At 67.4% G+C, this 23482-nt stretch carries 17 protein-coding genes; 7 read left to right on the top strand and 10 right to left on the bottom strand.

The genetic code is table 11. The annotated features are described in order from the left end of the window. Positions 1-38 precede the first annotated feature (38 nt). The 7 genes from ABC383_RS00840 to ABC383_RS00810 all read right to left on the bottom strand — a co-directional run bounded on the left by ABC383_RS00840 (position 39) and on the right by ABC383_RS00810 (position 7336). Positions 39-671, bottom strand: a complete 633-nt coding sequence (locus ABC383_RS00840) for a TIGR04282 family arsenosugar biosynthesis glycosyltransferase (RefSeq protein ID WP_413011108.1) — start codon at positions 669-671, stop codon at positions 39-41. Then, positions 668-1351, bottom strand: a complete 684-nt coding sequence (locus ABC383_RS00835) for a TIGR04283 family arsenosugar biosynthesis glycosyltransferase (RefSeq protein ID WP_413011106.1) — start codon at positions 1349-1351, stop codon at positions 668-670. The genes ABC383_RS00840 and ABC383_RS00835 overlap by 4 nt, the downstream gene beginning before the upstream one ends. A gap of 17 nt (positions 1352-1368) precedes the next feature. Continuing rightward, positions 1369-3519: a dihydrolipoyl dehydrogenase family protein gene (locus ABC383_RS00830; protein ID WP_413011105.1), complete on the bottom strand. Its 2151-nt coding sequence runs from the start codon at positions 3517-3519 to the stop codon at positions 1369-1371. A 52-nt stretch (positions 3520-3571) separates the two neighbouring features. Continuing rightward, complete coding sequence (locus ABC383_RS00825; RefSeq protein ID WP_413011103.1) at positions 3572-4606, bottom strand: metallophosphoesterase family protein; 1035 nt, start codon at positions 4604-4606, stop codon at positions 3572-3574. Further along, a complete protein-coding gene (gene arsS / locus ABC383_RS00820; protein ID WP_413011101.1) occupies positions 4552-5511 on the bottom strand; it encodes an arsenosugar biosynthesis radical SAM (seleno)protein ArsS in 960 nt (319 codons plus the stop codon). Before arsS ends, ABC383_RS00825 begins: the two co-directional genes overlap by 55 nt. A gap of 80 nt (positions 5512-5591) precedes the next feature. Then, positions 5592-6467 (bottom strand): PhnE/PtxC family ABC transporter permease, encoded by an 876-nt coding sequence (locus tag ABC383_RS00815; RefSeq protein ID WP_413011099.1) that lies wholly within the window; start codon positions 6465-6467, stop codon positions 5592-5594. Further along, the gene (locus ABC383_RS00810; protein ID WP_413011097.1) at positions 6464-7336 is read right to left on the bottom strand and encodes a phosphate/phosphite/phosphonate ABC transporter substrate-binding protein; all 873 of its coding nucleotides are present in this window, start codon (positions 7334-7336) and stop codon (positions 6464-6466) included. Before ABC383_RS00810 ends, ABC383_RS00815 begins: the two co-directional genes overlap by 4 nt. A gap of 99 nt (positions 7337-7435) precedes the next feature. Between ABC383_RS00810 and ABC383_RS00805 the strand changes: the two genes are divergently transcribed. Further along, entirely contained in the window at positions 7436-7606 is a 171-nt protein-coding gene (locus ABC383_RS00805; protein ID WP_413011095.1) for a hypothetical protein, read from the top strand. Positions 7607-7831: 225 nt separating this feature from the next. Here the strand turns inward: ABC383_RS00805 and ABC383_RS00800 are convergent, their stop codons facing one another. The 3 genes from ABC383_RS00800 to ABC383_RS00790 form a co-directional block, all read right to left on the bottom strand. Further along, positions 7832-8980, bottom strand: coding sequence for an IS481 family transposase (locus ABC383_RS00800; protein ID WP_413011093.1), 1149 nt, complete (start codon positions 8978-8980; stop codon positions 7832-7834). A gap of 688 nt (positions 8981-9668) precedes the next feature. Beyond that, positions 9669-11066 (bottom strand): sensor histidine kinase N-terminal domain-containing protein, encoded by a 1398-nt coding sequence (locus ABC383_RS00795; RefSeq protein ID WP_413011092.1) that lies wholly within the window; start codon positions 11064-11066, stop codon positions 9669-9671. Between the two features lies 1 nt (position 11067). Beyond that, positions 11068-11733 carry a response regulator transcription factor gene (locus ABC383_RS00790; RefSeq protein WP_194712780.1) on the bottom strand — a complete coding sequence of 222 codons (666 nt, stop codon included), beginning with the start codon at positions 11731-11733 and terminating at the stop codon, positions 11068-11070. 208 nt (positions 11734-11941) lie between these two features. Between ABC383_RS00790 and ABC383_RS00785 the strand changes: the two genes are divergently transcribed. The 6 genes from ABC383_RS00785 to ABC383_RS00760 all read left to right on the top strand — a co-directional run bounded on the left by ABC383_RS00785 (position 11942) and on the right by ABC383_RS00760 (position 23378). Beyond that, the gene (locus ABC383_RS00785) at positions 11942-13234 is read left to right on the top strand and encodes a TolC family protein (RefSeq protein WP_413011089.1); all 1293 of its coding nucleotides are present in this window, start codon (positions 11942-11944) and stop codon (positions 13232-13234) included. Continuing rightward, positions 13231-14403, top strand: coding sequence for an efflux RND transporter periplasmic adaptor subunit (locus ABC383_RS00780; RefSeq protein ID WP_413011087.1), 1173 nt, complete (start codon positions 13231-13233; stop codon positions 14401-14403). Before ABC383_RS00785 ends, ABC383_RS00780 begins: the two co-directional genes overlap by 4 nt. Next, positions 14393-17473, top strand: coding sequence for an efflux RND transporter permease subunit (locus tag ABC383_RS00775; protein WP_413011085.1), 3081 nt, complete (start codon positions 14393-14395; stop codon positions 17471-17473). The genes ABC383_RS00780 and ABC383_RS00775 overlap by 11 nt, the downstream gene beginning before the upstream one ends. A gap of 65 nt (positions 17474-17538) precedes the next feature. Beyond that, positions 17539-18576: a VirK/YbjX family protein gene (locus tag ABC383_RS00770; RefSeq protein ID WP_413011083.1), complete on the top strand. Its 1038-nt coding sequence runs from the start codon at positions 17539-17541 to the stop codon at positions 18574-18576. 213 nt (positions 18577-18789) lie between these two features. Continuing rightward, on the top strand, positions 18790-22761 hold the full coding sequence (locus ABC383_RS00765) for a Pls/PosA family non-ribosomal peptide synthetase (RefSeq protein WP_413016195.1): 3972 nt from the start codon (positions 18790-18792) through the stop codon (positions 22759-22761). Continuing rightward, positions 22758-23378 carry a 4'-phosphopantetheinyl transferase family protein gene (locus ABC383_RS00760; protein WP_413011081.1) on the top strand — a complete coding sequence of 207 codons (621 nt, stop codon included), beginning with the start codon at positions 22758-22760 and terminating at the stop codon, positions 23376-23378. The genes ABC383_RS00765 and ABC383_RS00760 overlap by 4 nt, the downstream gene beginning before the upstream one ends. The last annotated feature ends 104 nt before the right edge of the window (positions 23379-23482 follow it).

The following is a 23482-nucleotide window of genomic DNA, read 5'->3' as shown; positions in this document are numbered from 1 at the left end:
GATCCGGCAGGCGACTCTGCCGGGATCCGGCAATTCGGCTAGGGCGCCTCAAGCAGCGGCCGCGCCCGCAGATAATCCGCCGGCGTATCCACATCCCACAATGCCGGCATCTCGATCCAGTCCAGACCAATGCGCCAGCCATTTTCCCGCAGCCGCTCACGCGTTTGCGCCATCACCTGCGCGGTGCTCCACGCCATCTCGCTAAAACAGCGTTCCTCCAGCCCGCCACGGCGCGCACCGACCAGCACATAGCCGCCGTCCTCGGCTGGCGTGAACACCATGCGCGCCGTATCCAGCGCCAATGCTGCCGACTGCAACGCTTCGACATCGAAAGCCGGGCAGTCGGTGCCGATCAGCAGCGCCTTGCGATGCGTGGCAAGAACGGTCTGCAGGCAGTGCGCCATGCGCAGGCCAAGATCGCCGTCCGACTGCGGCAGGCAGGGCACACCGAAATTGCTGGCGCATTCACGTAGAAAGGGATGCGCGATATCACCGGCGCACCAGAGGGAAACCTGCGCGTCCGGCAGCGCGCAGGCCGTGCCCAGCGTGCGCCAGGTCATCTGCCGCTGCACGCGGGCCGCGCCCTCCGCGCCCAGCAGGGGAATCAGCCGGGTCTTGGCCGTGCCCGGCGCCGGCGCGCGGGTGAAGATGGCGATATGCAGATCGTTCATGCCTGCTTGCGGTAGCCGTACTGCTGCGCCAGCCGCCGCGGGTCCGCACCCAGGAAGTAAGCCAGGCGCAGCCGCCACATCAGCCATATCGTGCGCCAGATGCCATGCTTTTCCCATCGGCGCGACGAGGTCAGCACCCGCTGGCGCAGACAGGCGGGCCGGGCCAGCCGCCGCGCGCGCTTGCAGAAGGCGATGTCTTCCATCAGCGCGATCTGGGGGAAACCGCCGGCCTGCAGATAGAAGGCGCGGTGCATGAAAAGCGCCTGGTCGCCAGTGGCGATCGACGTCACTCTGGAACGCCAATTCATCATGGCTGCAATCACCCGGAACATCGGATGCGCGCCGTCCAGGGCCACATCGAAGCGGCCCCACGGCCGGCTGCGCAATGCCGCCCCGATCAGCTCATCAACGTCGGGCGGCAGCAGCGTATCGGCATGCAGGAACAGCAGCGCATCGCCGACCGCCGCCAGCGCGCCGGCATGCATCTGGCTGGCCCGTCCGCGCGGCGCCGTGATGAGCTGGTCCGCATGCGGACGAGCCAGCGCCAGGGTGGCATCGCTGCTGCCGCCATCGACCACCACTAGCTGCGCGCCGCGCGCGCGCAGGGGCGCCAGGCGCAACAGCAGCGGCTCGATGCCGGCTGCTTCATTCAGCACCGGGATGATGATGGACAGGCGCATCGTCTGTTTCCTCCCCGTCAGCCGCGCTGCCACGCATGGAAGCGCTGCACCCAGTCCAGCAGCTTCTCGGGCGCATGGGCGCGCTTCCAGTTGCCGGCGGCATACTTGTTGGCTTCGGCCAGGGTGGGATAGATATGGATGGTGCCCAGCAGCTTGTTCATGCCCAGGCCATGCTTCATCGCCAGCACGAATTCGGCGATCAGGTCGCCGGCATGTTCTCCGACGATGGTGGCGCCCAGTATCCTGTCCTTGCCCGGCACCGTCAGCACCTTGACCCAGCCATGGGCGATGCCATCGGCGATGGCGCGGTCGAGATCATCGATGCCGTAGCGCGTGACTTCGAAGGCGATGCCCTTCTCCTTCGCCTCCTGTTCGTTCAGGCCGACCCGCGCCACCTCGGGTTCGATGAACGTGGCCCAGGGAATCACCGAATAGTCGGCGCGGAAGCGCCGGAAGCGGCCGAACAGGCCATTGACCGCGGCATACCAGGCCTGATGCGCGGCCACATGGGTGAACTGGTAAGGCCCGGCGACGTCGCCGGCGGCGAGGATGTTGGGATACAGCGTCTGCAGGTAGTCGTCGGTCTCGACGGTGCGCGCGGCCGTCACCGGGATGCCCAGTTCCTCCAGGCCATAGCCGGCGGTATTGGCCACGCGGCCGAGCGCGCAGATCACAACGTCGAAGCCGATGCGCAGCTCGCCGCCGGCATGGCGGGCGACCAGCATCTTCTCCCCGCCCTCGGCCAGGAAACGTTCGGCCTTGTGCCCGGTCAGCACCCGTATGCCTTCGGCACGAAAGCGATTGGCTACCAGCTCGGACACATCGGCGTCTTCGCGCGCCATCAGGCGTTCGGCCATTTCAACCTGCGTCACTTCCGACCCCAGCCGGGCAAAGGCCTGCGCCAGTTCGCAGCCTATCGGCCCGCCGCCCAGCACCAGCAGGCGGCGCGGCAGTTCGTTCAGTTCCCACAGCGTGTCCGACGTCAGGCAGCCGACCTGGTCCAGGCCGGGGATGGGCGGCACGAACGGACGGGCGCCGGCGGCAATCACGATGCTGCGCGTGGTGAGGCGCCGCGTCGCGCCGTCCGCCTGCCTCACCTCGACTTCGAATGGCGAGACGATGCGCGCTTCGCCGATCACGGGCTCCACCCCCAGCCCGGTATAGCGCTCGACCGAGTCATGCGGCTCGATGTCCGCGATCACCCGCCGCACCCGCGCCATCACTGCGGCGAAATCGACACGGGCATCGGCGCCGGCCAGGCCGTAGTCGCCGGCATGCCGGATCTGCGACATCAGGCGGGCGCTCTTGATCAATGCCTTGGACGGCACGCAGCCGGTGTTCAGGCAGTCGCCGCCCATGCGGTGCTTTTCCACCAGCGCGACTTTGGCCTTGACCGCGCTGGCGATATAGGCCGACACCAGCCCGGCCGAGCCGGCGCCGATCACCACCATGTTGTAGTCGACGCGGCGCGGCCTTGGCCAGCGGGCATACACGCGGCGCGCCTTGTACGCCGAGATTGCCTTCTTCGCCAGCAGCGGGAAGATGCCCAGCAGCGTAAATGAGAGCAGCAGTCCGGGCGACAGGATGCCGCGCAGCGAGGAGAGCTGCGCCAGCTGTGTGCCGGCGTTCACATAGACCGCGGTGCCGGCCAGCATGCCGATCTGGCTGACCCAGTAGAAGGTGCGCGCCGGCAGCGCGGTCAGGCCCATCAGCAGGTTGATCAGGAAGAACGGAAACAGCGGCACCAGGCGCAGCGTGAACAGGTAGAAGGCGCCGTCGCGGGCAATGCCTTGGTCGATGGCCTTTGCGCGCTCGCCGAAGCGGCGCTTGACGACGTCGCGCAGCAGGAAGCGCGACGCGAGAAAGGCCAGCGTGGCGCCGATAGTGGAGGCGAAGGAGACGATCAAGAGGCCCAGCCAGAAGCCGAACACTGCCCCCGCGCCCAGGGTCAGGATGGCCGCGCCGGGAATCGACAGCGCGGTGGCCGCGGTATAGATGGCAAAGAACAGCGCCGCGCTGCGCCCCGGATGCAGCGCGGCATAGGCCGTCAGCGCTTCCTGCCGCGCCTTCAGCGCTTCCAGGCTCAGGTAGCGGCCCAGGTCAAAGGCAAAGAAGGCGGCGATCGCGGCGGCGACCAGCAGGAGCAGCAACAGGCGTCTGGTTTTCATCGGGGTCCGGGTGAAGTTGGCGGCCTGCCCTGCTGCGGCAGGGCGGTGTGGCTCATCGGTAGGCATCGCGCGGAGTGTACGCGGGTCCCTGCTCGATGCGCCGGAAATAGGAACGATGGGCCGGCGAGCCAGGTGGCCAGTCGGCCAGGAAACGGGCGCGCCAGCCCTCATGGTCGTAGCGCACCGCCAGCGCGGCCACATGCAGCATGCGGCCCGCCACCGGCCAGGCCGCTTCATGCAGCACGGGCAGCGAGGCCGGCGCCGGCGTTGAGGCGATGCGGCTGATCACGCCATGCCGCGCACCCTCGAAGTTGGGCATGCCGGCCGCGCCGTTGTTGATCACGGCATGCGTGCGGCCGCCGGCATCGAAGCGGCGCAATGCCGGCAGGCAGGTATGGCTGCTTGCGAAGACGTCAATGCCGGACTGGCTGAACTGGCGCAGCAGCGCCTCGCGCTGGCCGCGATCGTCGAGGCTGGACTGCGCAAAGCCCCAGCCGGCCAGCGCCTGCGCATCGCCATGCACGATGCCGATGCGCGCGCCCGCAACAAGCGCCACGGCGTGCATGGGCAAGGCGCCCATCAGCAGGCGCTGATGCGGATGGCGCATCGCGGTAGCGCGCAGGCGCAGCAGGATCTGGTTGGAGCGCTCGACCTCGTCGTCGCCGACATCGTCCGGATAGCCGCAGCCGCAGCCAAAGCCCGCGTCATCGGCGGCCAGCTCGGTCTCGACGTTGCCGCGCAGCGCGATATGGCGCAGCACCCGGCGCTGGATGTCGGCGAACGCGGCATCGCTGGCGTCGAACCAGTGGAAGTCGCCATTGAAGGCCAGTGTTGGCGGCGCCTGCGCCTGCCCTGCTTCCAGCGCCGCCATCGCCTCTACTGCATCCAGCGCCTCGGGGTTGCCGTACAGGCCGCCGATTACGTACAGCGTGTCGCAGGCGAAGTCCGGCGCGCGCCGGAACACGCCGGCGCCATAGCCATAACTGGCCGGGCAGCTGCGGCCCGCGACACTGGCGAATTCTTCCGGCGCGTTCACGCCAGCGCGCCGCCGCAGCTGCTGCCAGCGCCGGCGGTGCAGGCCCAGCAATGGTCCGCCACCGCCACCCGCTTGCCCTGCAGGCCGCCTTCGAGCATGTCGGCCAGGTGCATGCGGCGGCTGCCGTCATGCCGCATCGGCATGCCCAGCATCTGGTTGAAGTCGCAGTCGTACAGGTAGCCCTGGTAGTCCACCGACACCAGCGAGCGGCACATCACCTGCTTCAGATTGGCGTCCTGGTGGGACTCGCGCAGCAGTTGCATGTAGCCGTTGAACTGGCCCTTGGACAGCAGCATGCTGCCGAAGCGCTGGATCGGCATGTTGGTGATGGTGAAGAGCTGGTTGAAGCGGATGCCGAACTGCTCGCCGAGGAAGCGGTCGTAATCGGCTTTCAGGCGCGCCTGCGGCGGCGGCAGCGACGGACCCTGCGGGTTGTAGACCAGGTGCAGCTGCAGCGCCGGGTTGATGCCATAGCCCAGCGTATTGAGCAGCTGCAGCATGCGGATGCTGGTTTCGAAGGTGCCGCGTCCGCGCTGGCGGTCGACATTGTCTTCCAGGTAGCAGGGCAGCGAGGCCACGATCTGCACCTGCTGGTCGGCCAGGAAGCGAGCCGTATCTTTGTAGCCCGGCTCGTCGAGGATGGTCAGGTTGCAGCGGTCCATCACCGTCACGCCGAGCGCGCGCGCCGACTCGACCAGGTAGCGGAAATGCGGATTCATCTCCGGCGCGCCGCCGGTCAGGTCGAGCGTGGCGATGCCGCCGCGGCGCAGCACGTCCAGCACCTGCTCCACGGTGGCGCGGTCCATCTGCTCGGTGCGGTTGGGGCCGGCGTTGACGTGGCAATGCACGCAGGTCTGGTTGCAGGTGTAGCCCAGGTTGACCTGGAGCGTGTCCGGCTGCCGGCGCTGGATGGCGGGGAAGTCGGTATCGACCAGCAGGGGAAAGGTAGCGCGCATGGAAAGTTGTCCGGAGAAAAACGAGTGCAAAGCATAAACCGAAACCGGCTTGCACGTTGCCGGCCCGGCGGCGGATAAGCTCAGTGACGCAGCGCCAGTTCGGCCCTGACCCGCCGGCTGACCCGGTCGAACACGGTGACCAGCAGCACGATGGCCAGCAGCAGCGTCGCCAGCCGTCCCCACTGGAACAGCGAGACCGCTTCCGACACCAGCAGCCCGAGGCCGCCGACGCCGATCAGGCCCAGCACGGTGGAGTCGCGCACGTTGAATTCCCAGATATACAGGTGGATCGCCAGCGCCTGCGGCAGCATGGTGCGCGGCAGCGCATGGACCAGCGTCTGCAGCGGCGTCATGCCGAGCACCAGGCCGGCGTCGATCAGGCGCCGGTCGATGGTCTCGATCGCATCCGCATACAGCTTGCCGTAGCTGCCGAAGGAATGAAAGGCGATCGCCAGGATGCCGGCCATCGGTCCGAGCCCGATGATGCCCACCAGCAGCAGGCCGAACACCAATGCATGGATCGCCCGCGCCGCATCCAGCAGCAGCCGCGCCGGCGCCGCAAGCCAGCGCGGCGCCAGCATGTTGCGGGCAGCCAGCACGCCGAACGGCAGCGCGGCCAGCGCGGCGGCCAGCGAGCCGAGCGTGGCCACCTTGATCGTAGTCCATACCGCTTCCAGCAGGCCCAGCAGATAAGCCCGTTCCAGCGCCCGCCTGTCCTCGGTGCGCACCACCTGCCCGGCGTCATCGCGGTAGACGAACGCACGCTCGCCCAGCCAGGCGTCGACCAGGCTGGGCCGCGACAGTTCGTGCAGCGTGCGCGTCAGGTTTTGCCACGGCTTGCGGCCGAACTGGAAGTCGCCGGCGCGTACGAAGCTGGCCACGCTGGCAGCGATCAGCAGACCGTACAGCAGCGCGAACAGCCACAAGCGCGCCGGACGGCGGCTGGCCAGGGTCATGGGCGCGGCTGCAGCTTGCCGGTGGCCAGGCCGGCGTCGCGGATCGGCTTGTACAGCGCATCGTCGCTGGCCACGAAACCGGTGTAATGCGCCGGCAGCAGCCCGGGGCTGGCCTTCGCCGCCGCGCCGGCCTGTTCCAGCGCCGCCTTCAGCCTGTCCACCAGGGCCTTGTCGCGCGCCAGGTCGGCGCTGACGGCAAAGGCGTCATTGGGCAGCGGCGCCGAGGTCCAGATGATCTTGCTGTCGGCGGCCCTGATCAGGCCCTGCTCGATCATGGCGTTGCGGTTGCGGTCGTAGTCCGCGCCGGCATCGAGTTCGCCGCGGGTCACTTGTGTTTCGATCGCCTGATGCCTGGTGTAGACCACCTTGCCGAAGAACTTCTCCGGGTCCGGGATGCCCATGGTCAGGAACTGGTAGGTCGGGATCAGGTAGCCCGAGGTGGAGCCCTTGTCGCCGAAGGCGAAGTGCTTGCCCTTGAGGTCGGCCAGGGTCTGGATGCCGCTGTCGGGCCGCGTCACGATCAGCGCATGGTAGGTTGGCTTGCCGTCGTAGAGGATGGTAGCCACCGCCTGCGCGCCGGCATTGCGGTTGGCCAGCACATACCCCCACGGCCCCAGCAGCGCGATGTCGGTCTCGCCGCTGGCCAGTGACTTGGCCAGTCCTTCCCAGCTATCCACGGTACGCAGCTGCACCTTACGGCCCAGCTTCGTTGCCAGGTAGTCGGCCAGCGGCCGGTAGGTGGCGTCATTCTTTTCCCTGTCCGGCTGGAACAGGCCGACGCCGAAGCGCAGCGTATCGTCGGCCAGCGCGGGGAGCGACGATGCCAGCAGCATGACAAGAACAGCGCGGCGCAGTGTGGACAGGGACATGGAGTAGCTCCATCAGGTCGGTGGGCGGGAGGCGGCATTGTAATCGTGATGGAGGTATGCCGTACTGGGTCTTGCCGGAGTCGGGAGGAAACAAGGCTATTGGCGGTGATTGCCGCTGTCTTTGACGCACGCGCAGCGACAGTTGCAGTTGCTTTTGACGTAGCAGTTGCTTTTGACGTAGCAGTTGCTTTTGACGTAGCAGTTGCTTTTGACGTAGCAGTTGCTTCTGCGGTTGCCGTTGCTTTTGAAGTGGCAGTGAAATCCCGTTGAGCGCGCCGTGTCAGCGGTGCGCGGAGCGGGAAAAGGTGCGGCGTCTGTCTGAGCCAAGCGCAGCTTGGCGAGTTTAGCCGCGCCCCGCTCCGGGTACCGCTGGCACGGGGACCCTCGCGCAGCGAGGGCGCGATCACCGGGTCGCCTTTTTTTGGTTACTTTTTTTGGCGAAGTGTATAGACCGGGGACATAGGTTACACATGTGCCGGGACATGGGTAACAGATTTAATCGTGCTTTTCGGCATCGCGCAAGTCGATTTGGCCAAATCGCTGATGCGCAAAGTACAGGTCATAGATGCCGTCCTGGCCTGACAGGGCGCGGGCCGCAATACGATGCCTGTGCAAGGCGCTGGAGACGCGAAAGCTGCGCTTGTGGAACTTCACATGCCCGTTCCACCCGACGGTCTCCACCAGGTCTTCCTGCGGATAAACAATCTCTGGCAATCGCTCGGGATAGGCCAGACGGCTTTGCCGGAACCGGGTTACCGGCGTGGCCATGCCGATGGCTTCATGCGGCCGCTCGTTGTTGTAGATCATTCGCCAGCGGTCGAATGCGTTCTGGACCTCCTCAAGGTCAACGAAGTGACGCCCGTGCAGCACATCTGCCTTGAGCGTGCGATGGAAACGTTCGTCCTTGCCATTGGTCTGTGGATGAGCCGGACGACTGTGACTGATGCGAATGCCCAACTGAATCAACCAGATGGTGAGCTTGGTGATGCCGTGTTCGTGCTGCGACGGACTGCCCCATGGAGAACCGTTGTCAGCGTTGATCCGTACTGGCATGCCGTGATGGCGAAAGGCAGTTTCCAGAGCTGCCTGCACAGTGGCAGTGTCCGGGTTCAGGCAAGCCTGCAGGACGATGTTGTAGCGTGAATGATCATCCAGCACGGTCAGTGGATGACACGTGGCCTGGCCGGTCTGGAAATGGCCCTTGAAGTCGATCTGCCAGAGATCATTGGGCTGGGCATGCTCGAAGCGCTGCCAGGCGGTGCTGTTTGCGCTTGCCTTTTCTGAGATCAAGCCATGTCGATGCAGAATCCGGGTAATGGTGCTGGGGGTTGGCACCTGGATGTGACCCTGATTGAGCAGGCTGCGATGAATCTTGCGGCCGCCCCAGGTGGGATGTTTCAGACGCACCTTCACTACCAGCTCTTCGTTTGCCTGGCTGGTACGCAGTGGCGTATTGCAGGGTCTGCGCGAGCAGTCCTGCAGGCCAGCAGGGCCCTGCGTCATGCTGCGTTCACGCCATTTGTATCCTGTCTTGCGACTGATTCCAAAACGCGTGCATAGGGCACTGAAGTTCACGCCATCCTGCTGCGCTAGCGCCGTAAATTCTTGTCGAAGGGTCATCATGTCAACGTCTTTCCAGGGCATGGTTAGAGAATCCTTTGGCTTGATATGGAATACGCCAAAGTGTTACCCATGTCCCGGCACAGTTGTTACCCATGTCCCCGGTCTATACAGCGAAGCAAAAAAAGTGACCCGGCCGCCGGGACGGATTCCCGGCTTGTCTCCACGGCAGTGCAGCCGCATTGCGTCACCCGGCAAGGCACGGGCAGCACTGTCGTAGTTGCTGTTCAACAGGTTTTGAAGCCTAAACCTTTAACTTCTTTAAATTCAAAAGCAACTGCTGCTTCGCAGTGACGTCTTTACGTCGGGTGAAACAACTCCACTGCACTGTCGTCATGACCAGGCCGGGTGTTCGCCCCGGCGGGCGAGTCACTTTTTTGCTTCGCCAAAAAAGTAACCAAAAAAGGCGACCCCGACTGTGCCGCCCCGCTGCGCGGGGTTCCCGCGCCGTCGATGCCCGGAGCGGGGCGCGGCTAAACTCGCTCCGCTGCGCGGCGCTCAGACAGACGCCGCACCTTTTCCCGCTCCGGGCATCGCCGTCACGGCGGTACACAGACGGGGACCCTAACTGCAACGGCAACCGCAACGGCAATGGCCACGTCAAAAGCAACTGCAACGGCACAATACCGCCACGCCTCTCATAACCATCACCCTCAATTCCCAGCAGCAAAAAGCCTTCCCGCAATCAAGCGCCCGGCGCAACGCTAGCCCCCTACCCCACGGGATGCACAGCCCCCGCCTCCTGCTCCTCCTGCGCCAGCGCAAAGCTGACCGAGAACACGGTGCCGCGACCGCCGCCGCCCGGTGACACCTTCAGTTCGGCATTATGGTCAGTGACAATGTCGCGCACGATGGCCAGTCCCAAGCCGCTGCCGGCGACGTCATTGTTGAGCCGATAAAACCGGCTGAAGATCAGGTCGAGTTCGCCCCCCGGTATGCCCGGCCCGTCGTCCTCCACCTGCAGCAGGCCGCGGCCGTCGGCCTCGTGGCAGCTCACCGTGACCCGGCCGCCCGGCTGGGTATAGCGGATCGCATTGTCGACCAGGTTATCGATCAGGTCGCGCAGCAGGAAACGGTCGCCGGCGATGGTCAGCGGCGCCAGTTCGAAGCCGAGGTCGATCTGCTTCTTGTCGGCTTCCTCGACGAAATGCTGGATCGAGTCCTGCACCAGCCGGTCGAGCTGCACCGGGTATAGCCGGGTTTTCTGGAACTGGCTGGGCTCGGCCCGCGCCAGCGCCAGCAACTGGTTGGTCTGTCGGATCATGCGCTCGGTGGAGGCCAGCATCATCGCCACCGAACGGGCGCTGTCGGGGTCGCTGGCATGGCGCCGGTCCATCCATTCCAGCTGGGTCTTGAGCCCGGCCAGCGGCGTACGCAGCTGGTGCGCGGCGTTGGCCAGAAAATCCTGCTGGCTGCGGGCCGCCCGGCGCACCCTTTCCAGCAGGCCATTGAAGGCGGCGGCCACCGGCTTGAGTTCCAGCGCCATCGGGTCGTCCGGCAGGTTGGCCAGGTCGTCGTCGGCGCGGCCGTGCAGGTTGGACTGCATCGCCCGCAACGGCGCCAGGCCGCGCGTCACGGCAATCCAGACGATCGCAACAGACAGCAGCGTCAGCAGCAGTTCATGGACCAGCAGGCCGGCGAAGTTCGAGCCCGAGCGCACGCTGATGCGCTTCCACAAGGTTTCGGCGACGCAAATCGTCACGGGCTCGCTGCCGACCAGCGTGGACAAGGTGATCACGCGGATGGCCACGCCGCGCATGCGGCCGTCGCGCGCCTCGGGCTCGTTCATCGCCTTGGGCTCCGGCATTTCCGGAAAATCGGCATCGCCGGCGACGATCTCGCCCTTGTGGTTGCGCACGACGAAATACACCGCATCGACATGGTCCAGCCGCAATACCTGCTCGGCTTGCCGCGACAGGTCGACCACGATGCCGCCGTCGCGCTGCGTCACATAAGGCAAGAGCGCCCAGGCCACGTCGGCCAGGCTCTGGTCGAAGGCGATCTGGGTCGGGCGCCAGGCCAGCAGGTAGGTGCCGGCCGCGCCGATCAGGTTAAGCAGGAGCAGCGGCAACAGCAGCCACTTGAGCAGGCTCAGCCGTATGCTGCGCATCCTAGCGCTCGGATTCCAGCATGTAGCCGAAGCCGCGTATCGTGCGCAGCGCCAGGCCGGCGTCGCCGAGCTTGATGCGGATGCGCGAGACATAGACTTCCACCGCGTTGAGCGTCAGTTCCTCGCCCCATGGCAGGATGGCATCGATGATCTGCTGCTTCGAGACAACCCGGCCGCTGTGCCGGATCAGGTACTCCAGGATGCCCCATTCGCGCACCGACAACTCGATCGGCCGGCCGCGAACCATGGCCCGGCGCGCGGCGGTGTCCAGCGTCAGTTCGCCCATCTTGACGCTGGTCTGGGCCGGGCTGGCCCGGCGCAGCAGCGCCCTGACCCTGGCCACCAGTTCCGGCGTGGCGAACGGCTTGGCCAGATAGTCGTCGGCGCCCAGCTCCAGGCCGAATACCCGGTCTTCCACCGCGTCGCGCGCGGTCAGGAGCAACACCGGGGTGGTGCTGCCGCGGGCACGCAGCCGGCGCACCACCTCGAAACCGTCGATGCCGGGCAGGCCGATGTCGAGCACCACCACGGCGATGTCTCGCCGCTGCAGCGCCAGGTCGGCATCGCGGCCGTTGGACACCACGTCCACCACCATCCCATGGTTGGTCAGGTTGCGGGCGATGCCATCGGACAGGACGGCGTCGTCTTCGACTAAAAGCACATGCATTGCGTAGGGAAAAAGCGGCGTGATTCGGGAGGCCCATTGTAGGGGAAATCCGCAATGGCCGGCCGTCAGCGTTTTGTCAGCAAATCCTCAGTTACCTGACAGGAAGAAACTCTAGGATGACTCCGCCGGCGAGGTCTTGCGCCTGTTTTGCAATGACCGTCCGCCACCCGCGGGATAGGACGTTGTTTCACTGATCACGTAACTGTACATGAAGAAGTTTATTTTGCTGCTCGCCTGCGCATTGTCATTGCCGGGTCCGAGCACCGCCGCGGCCCAGGACAGCGGCATGGCCCTGAGGCTGGACGATGCGCAACGCATTGCCCTGGACAGTAACCACGACCTCAGGCTGGCGCTGACGGCATTGCGCAATGCGCAGGCTGGCGTGCGCTCCGCCGACGTCGGCCCCAATCCGCTGCTGACCCTGCAGACCATCAACATCAATCCGTCCCAGGGCGTGGGCAGCGGGTCGCTGCGCAACAAGGCGGTCGACACCACGGTGCGCATCGACCAGCAGATCGAACGCGGCGGCAAGCGTGCGCTGCGGGTTGAAAACGCGCAATTGCTGGAACAGGCCGCGCGCAACGACCTCGGCGACGTGCGGCGCCAGATGCGGCTGGCGGTGGCGCAGGCCTACTACGACCTGCTGGAAGCGCAGGAGCGGCGCGACATCGTGCGCGAGACCGCGAGCCTGTACGACAGGACCCGGGAAGCGGCCGTGCAGCGCCGCAAGGCCGGCGACATCGCCGGCGCCGACGTAGCCCGCGTCGAAGTCGATGCGCTGCGCGCCGCCAACGATGTGAACCAGGTCGAAGCCGAGGTGCGGCGGGCGCAGCAGACGCTGTCCCTGGCGCTGGGCGGCCTGGCCGGCACGACCGACCTGCGCGCCACCGATGCCTGGCCGGTGGCGGACCCCGACCTCGCCTACGAGGCAATGGCCGACGCGGCCATCGGCAACCGCGCCGACATCCGCGCCGCCGAAGCCCGGGTCCGTGCCGCCGATGCCGCGCTGCGTCTGGCCCTGTCCCTGCGCACCCGCGACGTGACGGTCGGCGTGCAGGCTGAACACTGGCCGCAGAACGGCGCCAATAACCAGGGCAGCGGCAATAGCGTCGGCATCTCGATCCAGATTCCGCTGTTCCTGCAGAACCAGTTCACGGGCGAGATCCGCAGCGCCCAGGCGGCGGCCGACAATGCCGCGGTGGCGCTGGAAAGGATCCGGGCCGCGGCGCGCGGCGAACTCATCGTCAGCGCCAGCGACGCGCGCCAGGCCGCCATCCGCCTGCGCCGCTACGACACCGAACTCCTTGCAGCGTCCGCCAAGTCGGCGGATGCTGCTGAATACGCATTCCGCAATGGCGCGGCCGGCGTGATGGATGTGCTCGATGCGCGCCGCACCCGCCGCGCCACGCTGCTCGAAGCGGCCGCCGCCCGCGCAGACCACGCAAAAGCACTGGCCGCCTGGGAAGCCGCCAAATCCAACGCCTCCGGAGACCAGCCATGACTTTCAAAAAACCCATCCAGACCGCCCTGGTCGTCGCCGTGGCGGCCGCGCTGGCGCTGGGCGCCATCAGCCTCACCCGCCATCTGCAGGCCGCCAACCAGCCGGTCGTCGCCGAGCCGGAGCAGGTCGCCAGCCCGGTCAACCAGAACGGCGTGCTGCAGTATCCCGCCAATGCGCCGCAACTGTCGACGCTGCGCACCGAAACCGCCGCCGCCCTGCCGCTGCCGGTGTCGGAGCCGCTCAACGGCCGCCTGGCGCTGGATGAAAACCGCACTGCCCGCATCTCCAGCCCGATCGCCGGCCGGGTGCTGGCGGTGCGTGCCGAGGTGGGCGACCGCGTCGCGCGCGACGCCGTGCTGCTCCAGGCCGATGCACCGGAACTGGCCGCCGCCGATGCCGACAACCAGAAGGCCGTGGCCGACGAGCGCCGCAAGAAACTGGCCTACGACCGCGCCCGCACATTGCTGTCGCACGAAGTGGTGCCGCAGAAGGAAGTCGAGGCCGCCGAGGCGGATTACCGCCAGGCAGTGGCCGAGAGCCGGCGCAGCGCATTGCGAATGAAGAACCTGCATGCCTCCGGCGCCGACAACGGCCGGTTCAACCTGCGTTCGCCGCTGGCGGGCGTGGTGGTCGACCGCCAGGTCACGCCCGGCATGGAACTGCGGCCCGACCAGGCCGCGCCGCTGTTCGTGGTCAGCGATCCGTCGCGTTTGTGGCTGCTGGTGGACGTGCCCGAGCGCAGCCTGGGCCGGGTCCAGCCCGGCCAGAAGGTCGGCATCGAGACCGAAGCGTATCCCGGCGTGCAGTTCGCCGGCACGGTCGAGAAGGTCGGCTTCGGACTGGACCCGGCAACCCGCCGGGTCCAGGTGCGCTGCACCGTTGACAATGCCGACGGCCGCCTGCGGCCGGAAATGTTTGCCCGCGTCTCCTTCCTGGCCGACAACAACCGGCGCGCGATCGCGCTGCCCAACGGCGGCCTGGTGACCGAGGGCATCCATACCTACGCCTTCGTCGAAAAGGCGCCCGGCGCCTTCGAGAAGCGGCAGGTCAGCCTGGCGCTGCGCGGCCGCGATGTCAGCTTTGTTGAAAGCGGCCTGTCGGCCGGTGAAAAGGTGGTGGTGGAAGGTGCGCTGCTGCTGAATGCGGAAATGGCGTCCCATGCTCGATAAGCTGATTCGTTTCGTCCTCAACCAGCGGGTATTCGTGCTGGTCCTCACCGCCGCCCTGGCGGTATTTGGCTACCGCTCCCTGACCAATCTGCCGATCGAGGCCTTCCCTGACGTGCAGGACGTGCAGGTGCAGATCGTCACCCAGTACCCCGGCCAGGCGCCGGAGGAAATCGAGCGCACCGTCACGCTGCCGATCGAGCGCGAGATGAGCGGCGTGCCGCGCCAGACCCAGTTGCGCTCGGTCACCATCAGCGGCCTGTCCATCGTCACCCTGACCTTCGAGGATGGCACCAACGACTATTTCGCCCGCCAGCAGGTGCTGGAAAAGCTGCAGGGCGTGAACCTGCCGCCCGGCCTCCAGCCCACGCTGGCGCCGCTGACCACCGCCGTCGGCGAGGTGTACCGCTATATCGTCGAGGCGCCGTCCTCGATGCCGGAATCCGAAGTGCGGGCGCTGCAGGACTGGGTGATCCGCCCGGCGCTGCGCAGCGTGTCCGGCGTGGCCGACGTGGTCAGCTTCGGCGGCGCGGTGCGGGAATACCAGGTCCGCATCGACCCGCAGGCATTGAAGCGCTACGGCATCACGATGGACCAGGTCAGCCAGGCGCTGACCAACAACAGCGCCAACGTCGGCGGCGGCTATGTCAAGCGCGGCGACGAGGGCCTGATCGTGCGCGGCATCGGCCTGTTTTCCAGCGTCGACGACATCGGCCGCGTGATCGTCAGCGCCAAGGCCGGCAAGACCGTGCTGGTGTCCGACCTGGCCGAAGTGGCCATCGGCATCCGGCCCAAGTCCGGCATCGTCGCCTTCAACCGCAGCGACAGCGTGGTCCAGGGCGTGGTGCAGATGGTTCGCGGCGGCAATGCCGCCAAGGTCGTGGAAGACATCAAGGAGCGCATCGAGCAGGTGCATACCAGGCTGCCCAAGGGCGTCAAGCTGCACCCGATCTACGACCGCACCAAGCTGATCGACCATACGGTGCACACCGTGGCCGAGAACCTGCTGGTGGGCGCGGCGCTGGTGATCGCGATCCTGGTCATCTTCCTGCGCGACTGGCGCGCCGCGCTGGTGGTGGCGGCGGTGATCCCGCTGTCGCTGCTGTTCGCCTTCATCATGCTGGACCTGAAAGGCGTGCCGGCCAACCTGATCTCGCTCGGCGCGGTCGACTTCGGCATCATCATCGACAGCGCCGTGGTGCTGGTCGAGGCGCTGATGGTCAGGCTGGCGGCGCACAAGTTCGACCCGACCCATGCCGACGCCGACTACCTCTGGCGCAAGGACGTGCTGCGCGGCACGCTGGTCGAGCTGGGCCATCCAATCCTGTTCGCCAAGGCCATCATCATCGTGGCGTTCATTCCGATCTTCACGTTCCAGCGGGTCGAGGGCAAGATCTTCACGCCGGTGGCGCTGACCCTGAGCTTCGCCATGCTGGGCGCGATCCTGCTGACCATGACGCTGGTGCCGACCCTGCTGGCGCTGCTGATGAAGCGCCACACCATGGCCGAGCGCCACAGCCCGTGGATGCATGCGCTGCAGGAACGCTATCGCCGCTTCCTGCACAAGGCCCATGCGCGCCGCTTCACGGTCTTCGGCGTCTCCGCCGCCGCGCTGGCCGTCACGCTGGCGCTGGCGCCGCGCCTGGGCAGCGAGTTCCTGCCCAAGCTCGACGAAGGCAACATCTGGCTCACCATCACGCTGGCGCCGTCGAGCTCGCTGGAGCAGACCAAGCGCATCGAGGGCCAGGTGCGGGCCATCCTGCTGACCTATCCGGAAGTGGGCAACATCATCACCCAGGTCGGCCGGCCGGACGACGGCACCGATCCCAAGGGCCCCAACAATCTCGAGGTGCTGGCCGACCTCAAGCCGCGCGACGCCTGGCGCTTCGCAAGCAAGGAAAGCATGATCGCCGACATGTCGGCCCGCATCCGGCGCCTGCCGGGCGTGCCCACCAATTTCTCGCAGGTGATCCAGGACAACGTCGAGGAATCGCTGTCCGGCGTCAAGGGCGAGATCGCGGTCAAGATCTTCGGGCCCGACCTGGAAGTGCTGACGCAGAAGAGCGAGCAGGTGGCGTCCATCCTGAGCGGCATCCGGGGCTCGGCCGACGTCGCCGCCATCCGCATCGGCGGCCAGAGTGAACTCGACATCGTGATCGACCGCGACCGTATCGCCCGCCTGGGCATGAACGTCTCCGACGTCAACGCCGCGATCCAGACCGCGCTGGCCGGCAACGCGGTCAACCAGTTCTACGAGGGCGACCGCCGCTTCGACATCACGGTGCGCCTGCGCGCCGAGGCGCGCGAGTCGGTCGACGACATCGCGGCGATTCCGGTGCCGCTGCCGGGCGGCGGCACGATCAACCTGGGCGACGTGGCCAAGGTGCAGACGCGCCAGGGCGCGGCGCGCATCAGCCGCGAGGCGGGCGGCCGCAATGCCTCGATCAAGGCCAACCTGATCGGGCGCGACCAGGGCAGCTTCGTCGCCGAGGCACAGCGCAAGGTCAGGGAACAGGTGGTGCTGCCTGCCGGCTACACCATGACCTGGGGCGGCCAGTTCGAGAACCAGCAGCGCGCGGTGCGCCGGCTGACGGTGATCGTGCCGGTGACGGCGCTCCTGATCTTCTCGCTGCTGTTCTGGGCCTTCCGCTCGGTCGGCAAGGCCACGCTGGTGCTGTCCATCGTGCCGTTCGCCCTGATCGGCGGCATTGCCGGCCTGGCCGCGGCCGGCCTGCACTTCTCGGTGTCGGCGGCGGTCGGCTTCATCGCCGTGGCCGGCATCTCGGTGCAGAACGGCGTGATCATGGTCGAGCAGATCATGGAACTGGCGGGCAATGGCGCGGCTTCGCTGCAAAGCGCGGTCGAAGGCGCGGTGGCGCGCCTGCGTCCGATCCTGATGACGGCGCTGATGGCCGGCCTGGGACTGCTGCCGGCGGCGCTGTCGCATGGCGTCGGTTCGGAAACGCAGCGGCCGTTCGCGGTGGTGATCGTCGGCGGCATCGTGTCGGCCACCTTCTTCACCCTGCTGCTGCCGCTGGCCTACGGCTACTTCGCGCGCACGCCGCAGGAATAAGCCGCTGGAGCATTAACGGCGCTGGGAACACTAATAAAAATCGATAAGTGTATGAGAGACGATACATGTACGCCCTTCTTGACACGATGCTGCTGTGGACCGTGCGTGCTCTGGCGGGCGGCGCGGCCGCGCAGCGGATAGGCACTGCCGCGGAATGGCTCTACCCGGCGGCTGACCCCGGCACCGCGCGTTACCGGCGCAGCAAGATGCTGATGCGCTCGCTTGCCCAGCTCGGCCCGACGACGCGGGTGCTGGATTGCCTCTGGAACAGCAAGCCGCTGCTGGCACTGTTGCGGCAGCATCCCTACCTTGCCGAGAAAATCCACCGTCCCTATGGCTACAAAAGCCTCGGCGCCAGCGCCCGCGCCGGCCAGCTGATATCGCATTACCAGTTCCTGCTGCGCCAGCCCGGGGCCCGGCTGCTGCTCGCGGCCATGCAGGCCGATGTCGTTCTGGCCGAGTTCGCCGGCAAGAGCGGGGCCAGCTACCGGCTGGTACTGTGCTCGGCGCGCGACCTGCCCAAGGAAGGCGAGTTGATGCTGCGCCTGGAAGGCGACGGCTTCACCCTGCTCAAGACCGCATTTTCCTGCGGCGACAGAAATGGGCTGCCCAGCCTGATCATCGGCTGCTGGCAAGGCAACAATTGCCCGACCAGCCGCGACAGGATCCGGGATGCCACCCGCGACCTGTGGGGCCTGCGCCCGCGCGACCTGCTCTTCGCCGGCATGCAGGCCATGGCCTCAGCATGTGCGCTGCCGGGCATGGCGGGCGTCGGCGACACGCAGCACATCTACCGCCATTGGCGCAAGCGCCGCTGCATCGTGCAGTCCTATGACGCGATCTGGACCGACATGGGCGGCATCGAGGCGCCGGACGGCCTGTTCAGCCTGCCGCTTTCGCATCAGCGTCGGCCACTCAATGCCTATCCCTCGAACAAGCGCGGCGCGGCAGCACGCCGCCACGCGCTGGAAGACCAGGTGAAGGCGCAACTGCTGGCCTCTTTCGCGGCATCGCAACTGGACAAGCAGCCATCCATGCAAGGCCCTGCGGTCGGGAAGCACGACGCCATCCCCCGCCGCGGCTGGAAGACAGTGACGCACTAGGAGCCTGCGCGGCTGTTATTGACCTGGCAATGCCAGTCAGGCAAGCACAAAATATTTTCGCGACGGAGGTCAACCGCAGGGCTTTTCGTCCGCTAATGAATGATCCTTCTGACGGACGAAACAATGCCCCTGGATCTGCCCTCCGATATCGAATCTGCAAGCCTGGAATTTTCCTTCGATGCGTTGCAAAACCAGCAGCGGCCTTCCCTGCTGATGGGTTTGCAACGGCCGGATTTGCTTCGCGACGAAATCCTCGCCGACCTGCTGGAAGCCACTGCCCGGCAAATGCCGGACAAGACTGCGCTGGTCGACGGCGCGCAGTCGCTGACCTATGCGGAACTCGATGACGCCGCCAGCCTGGCCGCATCGCGCCTGATCGAGGCCGGCGTCGGCCCCGGCCAGATCGTGGGCCTGTGGCTGCCGCGCGGCGTGAACCTGCTGGTGATGCAGGCGGCCATCGCCAAGACCGGCGCGGCCTGGCTGCCGTTCGATGCAGACACGCCGCTGGCCCGCATCCGCACCTGCCTCGAAGACGCGCAATCGCCCGGCCTGGTCAGTTGCAGCGACGCGGCCGGCCAGCTGGCAGCGCTGCCCTTGCCCGCCTGGCTGGCCGAGGATCTGCTGCGGCCGGCAACGGCGCCGCTGCGCCGGCGCGGCCAGGTGCTTCCCACCGATCCGGCCTATGTGATCTATACCTCCGGCTCCACCGGCAAGCCCAAGGGCATCGAGATCAGCCAGGGCGCGATCTGCCACTTCCTGCGCAGCGAGAACAGCGTGCTGGGCGTGCGCGAGAGCGACCGCGTCTACCAGGGCTTTTCCGTGGCCTTCGACATGTCGTTCGAGGAAATCTGGATCAGCTACCTGGTCGGCGCCACGCTCTGGATCGCGCCGCGCACGGTGGCCGCCGACCCCGAGGCGCTGCCGCGCGCGCTGGCCGCCAGCGGCGTCACCGTGCTGCACGCTGTTCCCACCCTGCTGGCCTTGTTCGAGCAGGACGTGCCGGGCCTGCGCATCATCAATCTGGGCGGCGAGATGTGTCCGCAGGCCCTGGTGGCGCGCTGGGCGCGGGAAGGCCGGCAGGTCTTCAACAGCTACGGCCCGACCGAGGCGACGGTCTCGGCCAGCATGACGGTGCTGCGCCCGGGCGAGCCGGTCACCATCGGTGCGCCCCTGCCCAACTATGGCCTGCTGGTGCTGGAGACGGGCAGCGGCGACGCGCCGCGGCTGGCGCCGCGCGGCGAGGCCGGCGAACTCTGCATCACCGGACCCGGCGTGGCCCGCGGCTATCTCGGCCGCGCCGAACTCACCGCCGAAAAATTCATCGCCAATCCCTGGGCCGCCAGCGCCGCCCATGCCCGCATGTACCGCACCGGCGACCTGGCGCGCATCGACGGGAATGGCCAGGTGCAATGCCTGGGCCGCACCGATGACCAGGTCAAGATCCGCGGCTTCCGGGTGGAACTTGGCGAGATCGAGGCTGTGCTGACGCGTCAGCCCGGCGTAGGCACGGCAGCGGTGGTGCTGCGCAGCGAGGAAGGCATCGAACAGCTGGTGGCCTTCTATGTCGCCGAGAGCGGCCAGGCGACCGGCCATGTTGCGCTGCGCGCCGCCCTGGCCGCCAGCCTGCCGCCCTACATGGTGCCGGGCCATATCGAGGCGCTGGCGCAGATGCCACGCCTGATTTCCGGCAAGATCGACCGCAATGCGCTGCGCGCGCTGCCGCTCGCGGTTGCCGCGCCCGCCGGCGGCGACCTGCCCGGCACGCCGGCAGAGGCTGCGCTGTTCGACGCGCTGCGCGTGCTGTTTCCCGGCCAGGCGATACGGCGCGATGCCGATTTCTTTTCCGACCTGGGCGGCCATTCCCTGTTCGCGGCGCGCCTGGCTTCGGCGCTGCGCGCCATGCCGGGCTACGCGCATGTGACCGTGCGCGACATCTACCAGCATCGCAGCGTGTCAGGCATTGCCGCGGCCATCGCCGCCAGCCAGCCGCACGCCACGGCAGCGCCGGCCATGCAGCAGCCGGCGCTGCGCATCGCGGCCTGGCGCCGCTGGCGCTGCGGCGCGGCGCAGGCCATCGCCGCGCCGGCGCTGATGACGCTGCGCATGGCGCAATGGCTGGCGCCCTTCTTCACCTACCACTTCTATACCGGCGATCCGGGCGACTCGATCGCGCTGGCGGTGGCCGCCTCGGCCGGCGTCTTCCTGCTGATGACCCTGCTGGCCTTCGCCATGTCCGCGGCCGGCGTGCGCCTGGTCGCCAGCAATCTGAAGCCCGGCAGTTACCCGCTCTGGGGCCTGACCTACTTCCGCTGGTGGCTGGGCGACCGCCTGGCCGAAGCGGCGCCCACCTATCTGCTGGCCGGCTCCTCGCTCTATGTCCACTGGCTGCGCTCGCTCGGCGCCCGGGTCGGCCACGACGCGCTGATCGGCTCGATCACGCTGCGCGTGCCATCGCTGCTGACCATCGGCGACGGCGCCAGCATAGGCAATGCGGTCAACCTGGAAAACGCCCATGTGCAGGGCGGCCGGCTGCACCTCGGGCGCATCGACATCGGCGCGGGCGCCTTCGTCGGTTCCTATGCGGTGCTGGAAGGCGATACCGCGCTCGGGGCCGACGGCCATCTCGACGGCCAGTCCGCGCTGACGGCCGGCATGCGGGTGCCCGCCGGCCGCTGCTGGACCGGCTCCCCGGCGCGCGACGCCGGCGCCTTCGACCGCGCGTCGCAGCCGCCGCGGCCCGCCGTGTCGCAGCGCCGCCTGGCCCTCGAAACCGCGTTCTTCGGCGGCGGCGCGCTGCTGGTGGCGCTGCTGTTCTTCCTGCCGGTGTTCCCCGCCTTCATGCTGATCGACTGGCTGGGCGAGCCCGGCCGCTTCGGCTGGCTGCAGTCGGAAAACGTGCCGACCCAACTGGCGCGCTACTTCCTGCTGGCGCTGCCGGCCTCGGCGCTCTTGATCGTCTGCACCGTGCTGCTGTCGGTCGGCATCCGCTGGACCGTGCTGCCGCGCCTGAAGCCGGGTTCGTGGCCGGTGCACAGCATCGTCTATTGCCGCAAGTGGCTGGTGAACCAGATCCAGGAAGCCAGCCTGCATGTGCTGCACGGCGTTTATGCCACCGTCTATTCAGGGCTGTGGTACCGGCTGCTCGGCGCCAAGGTGGGCCGGGATGCGGAGATCTCTTCCGCGCTGGGCGTGGTGCCCGACATGCTGACCCTGGGCGACGAGACCTTCATTGCGGACGCGGTGATGCTGGGCGACGAGCATATCGACGGCGGCTGGATGACCATGCAGCCCACCGTGATTTCGCGCCGCAGCTTCGTCGGCAACGGCGCCTATGTGCCGGACGGCACGGTATTGCCGGAAAACACCCTGATCGGCGTCCATAGCCGCGCGCCGGCTAACAGCCAGATGCAGCCGGGCGATACCTGGCTGGGCACGCCGCCGATCAACCTGCCGGCACGCGAAGGCACCACCGGCTTTCCGGAGTCGCTGACCTTCCGGCCGTCCCGCCTGCGCCGCCTGTGCCGCGGCGGCGTCGAGGCATTCCGGATCGCCTCGCCGCACGCCATCATGACCGCGGTCGGCTACGTGGTCGTGCTCGACCTGATGCCGGCGGCAGAAGCCGGCCGCTGGGGCGACGTGACGCGCGGCCTGGCGCTGGCCGGCCTGTCCTATGGCATCGGCACCCTGCTCTTCGTGGCCGCGCTGAAGTGGCTATTCATGGGCCGCTACCGCGCCCGCACCGTGCCGATGTGGACGCCCTTCGTCTGGCTGTCCGAAGCGGTAACCAGCATGTATGAAGGCATTACCGTGCCCAACTTCCTGCGCTACCTGCGCGGCACGCCCTGGCTGCCGCTGGCGCTGCGGCTACTGGGCAGCCGGATCGGCGCCGGCGTGTACATGGACACCACCGACATCACCGAATTCGACTGCGTGACCATCGGCGCGCACAGCGAGATCAATGCGCTGGCCTGCCCGCAAACCCATCTCTTCGAAGACCGGGTGATGAAGATCGACCATGTGCAGATCGGCGCGGGCGTCTGCATGGGCCCGCGCAGCGCGGTGCTGTATGGCGCCCGCATCGGGGACGGCGCGCGGTTGAACGCGCTGACCCTGGTGATGAAAGGCGAAGCCATTCCCGCCGGCAGCGCCTGGCATGGCTGTCCGGCGGCGCCGGTCAACGCATGAGAGGCAACGGCGCCTCCAGCGCCGCGCTGGCGCCGCACTGGTGGGCTGGCCCGGGCATGCCGCTGCCCGCGCACGACGGCAGCCCTTACCTCATTGCGGTGCCGACGCCGCATACCAGCTTGCGCGGCCAGGCGCGTGAACTGGTGCGCACAGCCTTGCGGAAAGCGCTGGGAAGCCTGCTCGGCTGCGCGCCTGAAGCGGTGCCGCTGGATACCAAGCCGGGCCAGGCGCCGGCGCTGACGGCAGCGGCGCCGCCGATTCATCTCTCCATCAGCCACGAGGCTGGGCTGTCGCTGGCAGCCATCCGCGCTGACGGCCCGGTCGGCATCGACCTGATGGCCCTGACCGATGCCGCCCTGCCCGACCTGGAAGCCCTGGCGCGGGACTATCTGGGCCCGCGCACGGCGGCAGCCCTCCAGGCGATGGATGATGCGCAGCGGCAAGCTGCATTCGCCCGCGCATGGACTGCGCATGAAGCCTGCCTGAAATGCCTGGGCCTGGCGCTGCAGGAATGGTCGCCTGCCCTGGCCGGGCGTATCGGCCGCTGCCGCATCGTCGAACTGGACCTGCCGGCGCAATACATCGGCGCCGCGGCGCTGCTGGACGAAAGCGCCTGACGACACCGCCGCCGCATCGCGCCGGGCCGAGGCCGCCCTGAGCCGATTCCTCCAGTCAGCCTTTCTATGAACCTTTGATGCGTTGCATGCCACGGACTAGGGAT

The organism is Noviherbaspirillum phoenicis (genome assembly GCF_047237965.1).
In the GTDB taxonomy this organism is placed as follows: domain Bacteria; phylum Pseudomonadota; class Gammaproteobacteria; order Burkholderiales; family Burkholderiaceae_D; genus Noviherbaspirillum_A.
The sequence above is the reverse complement of the archived record's forward strand: the minus strand, read 5'-3'. Positions and strand labels throughout refer to the sequence as shown.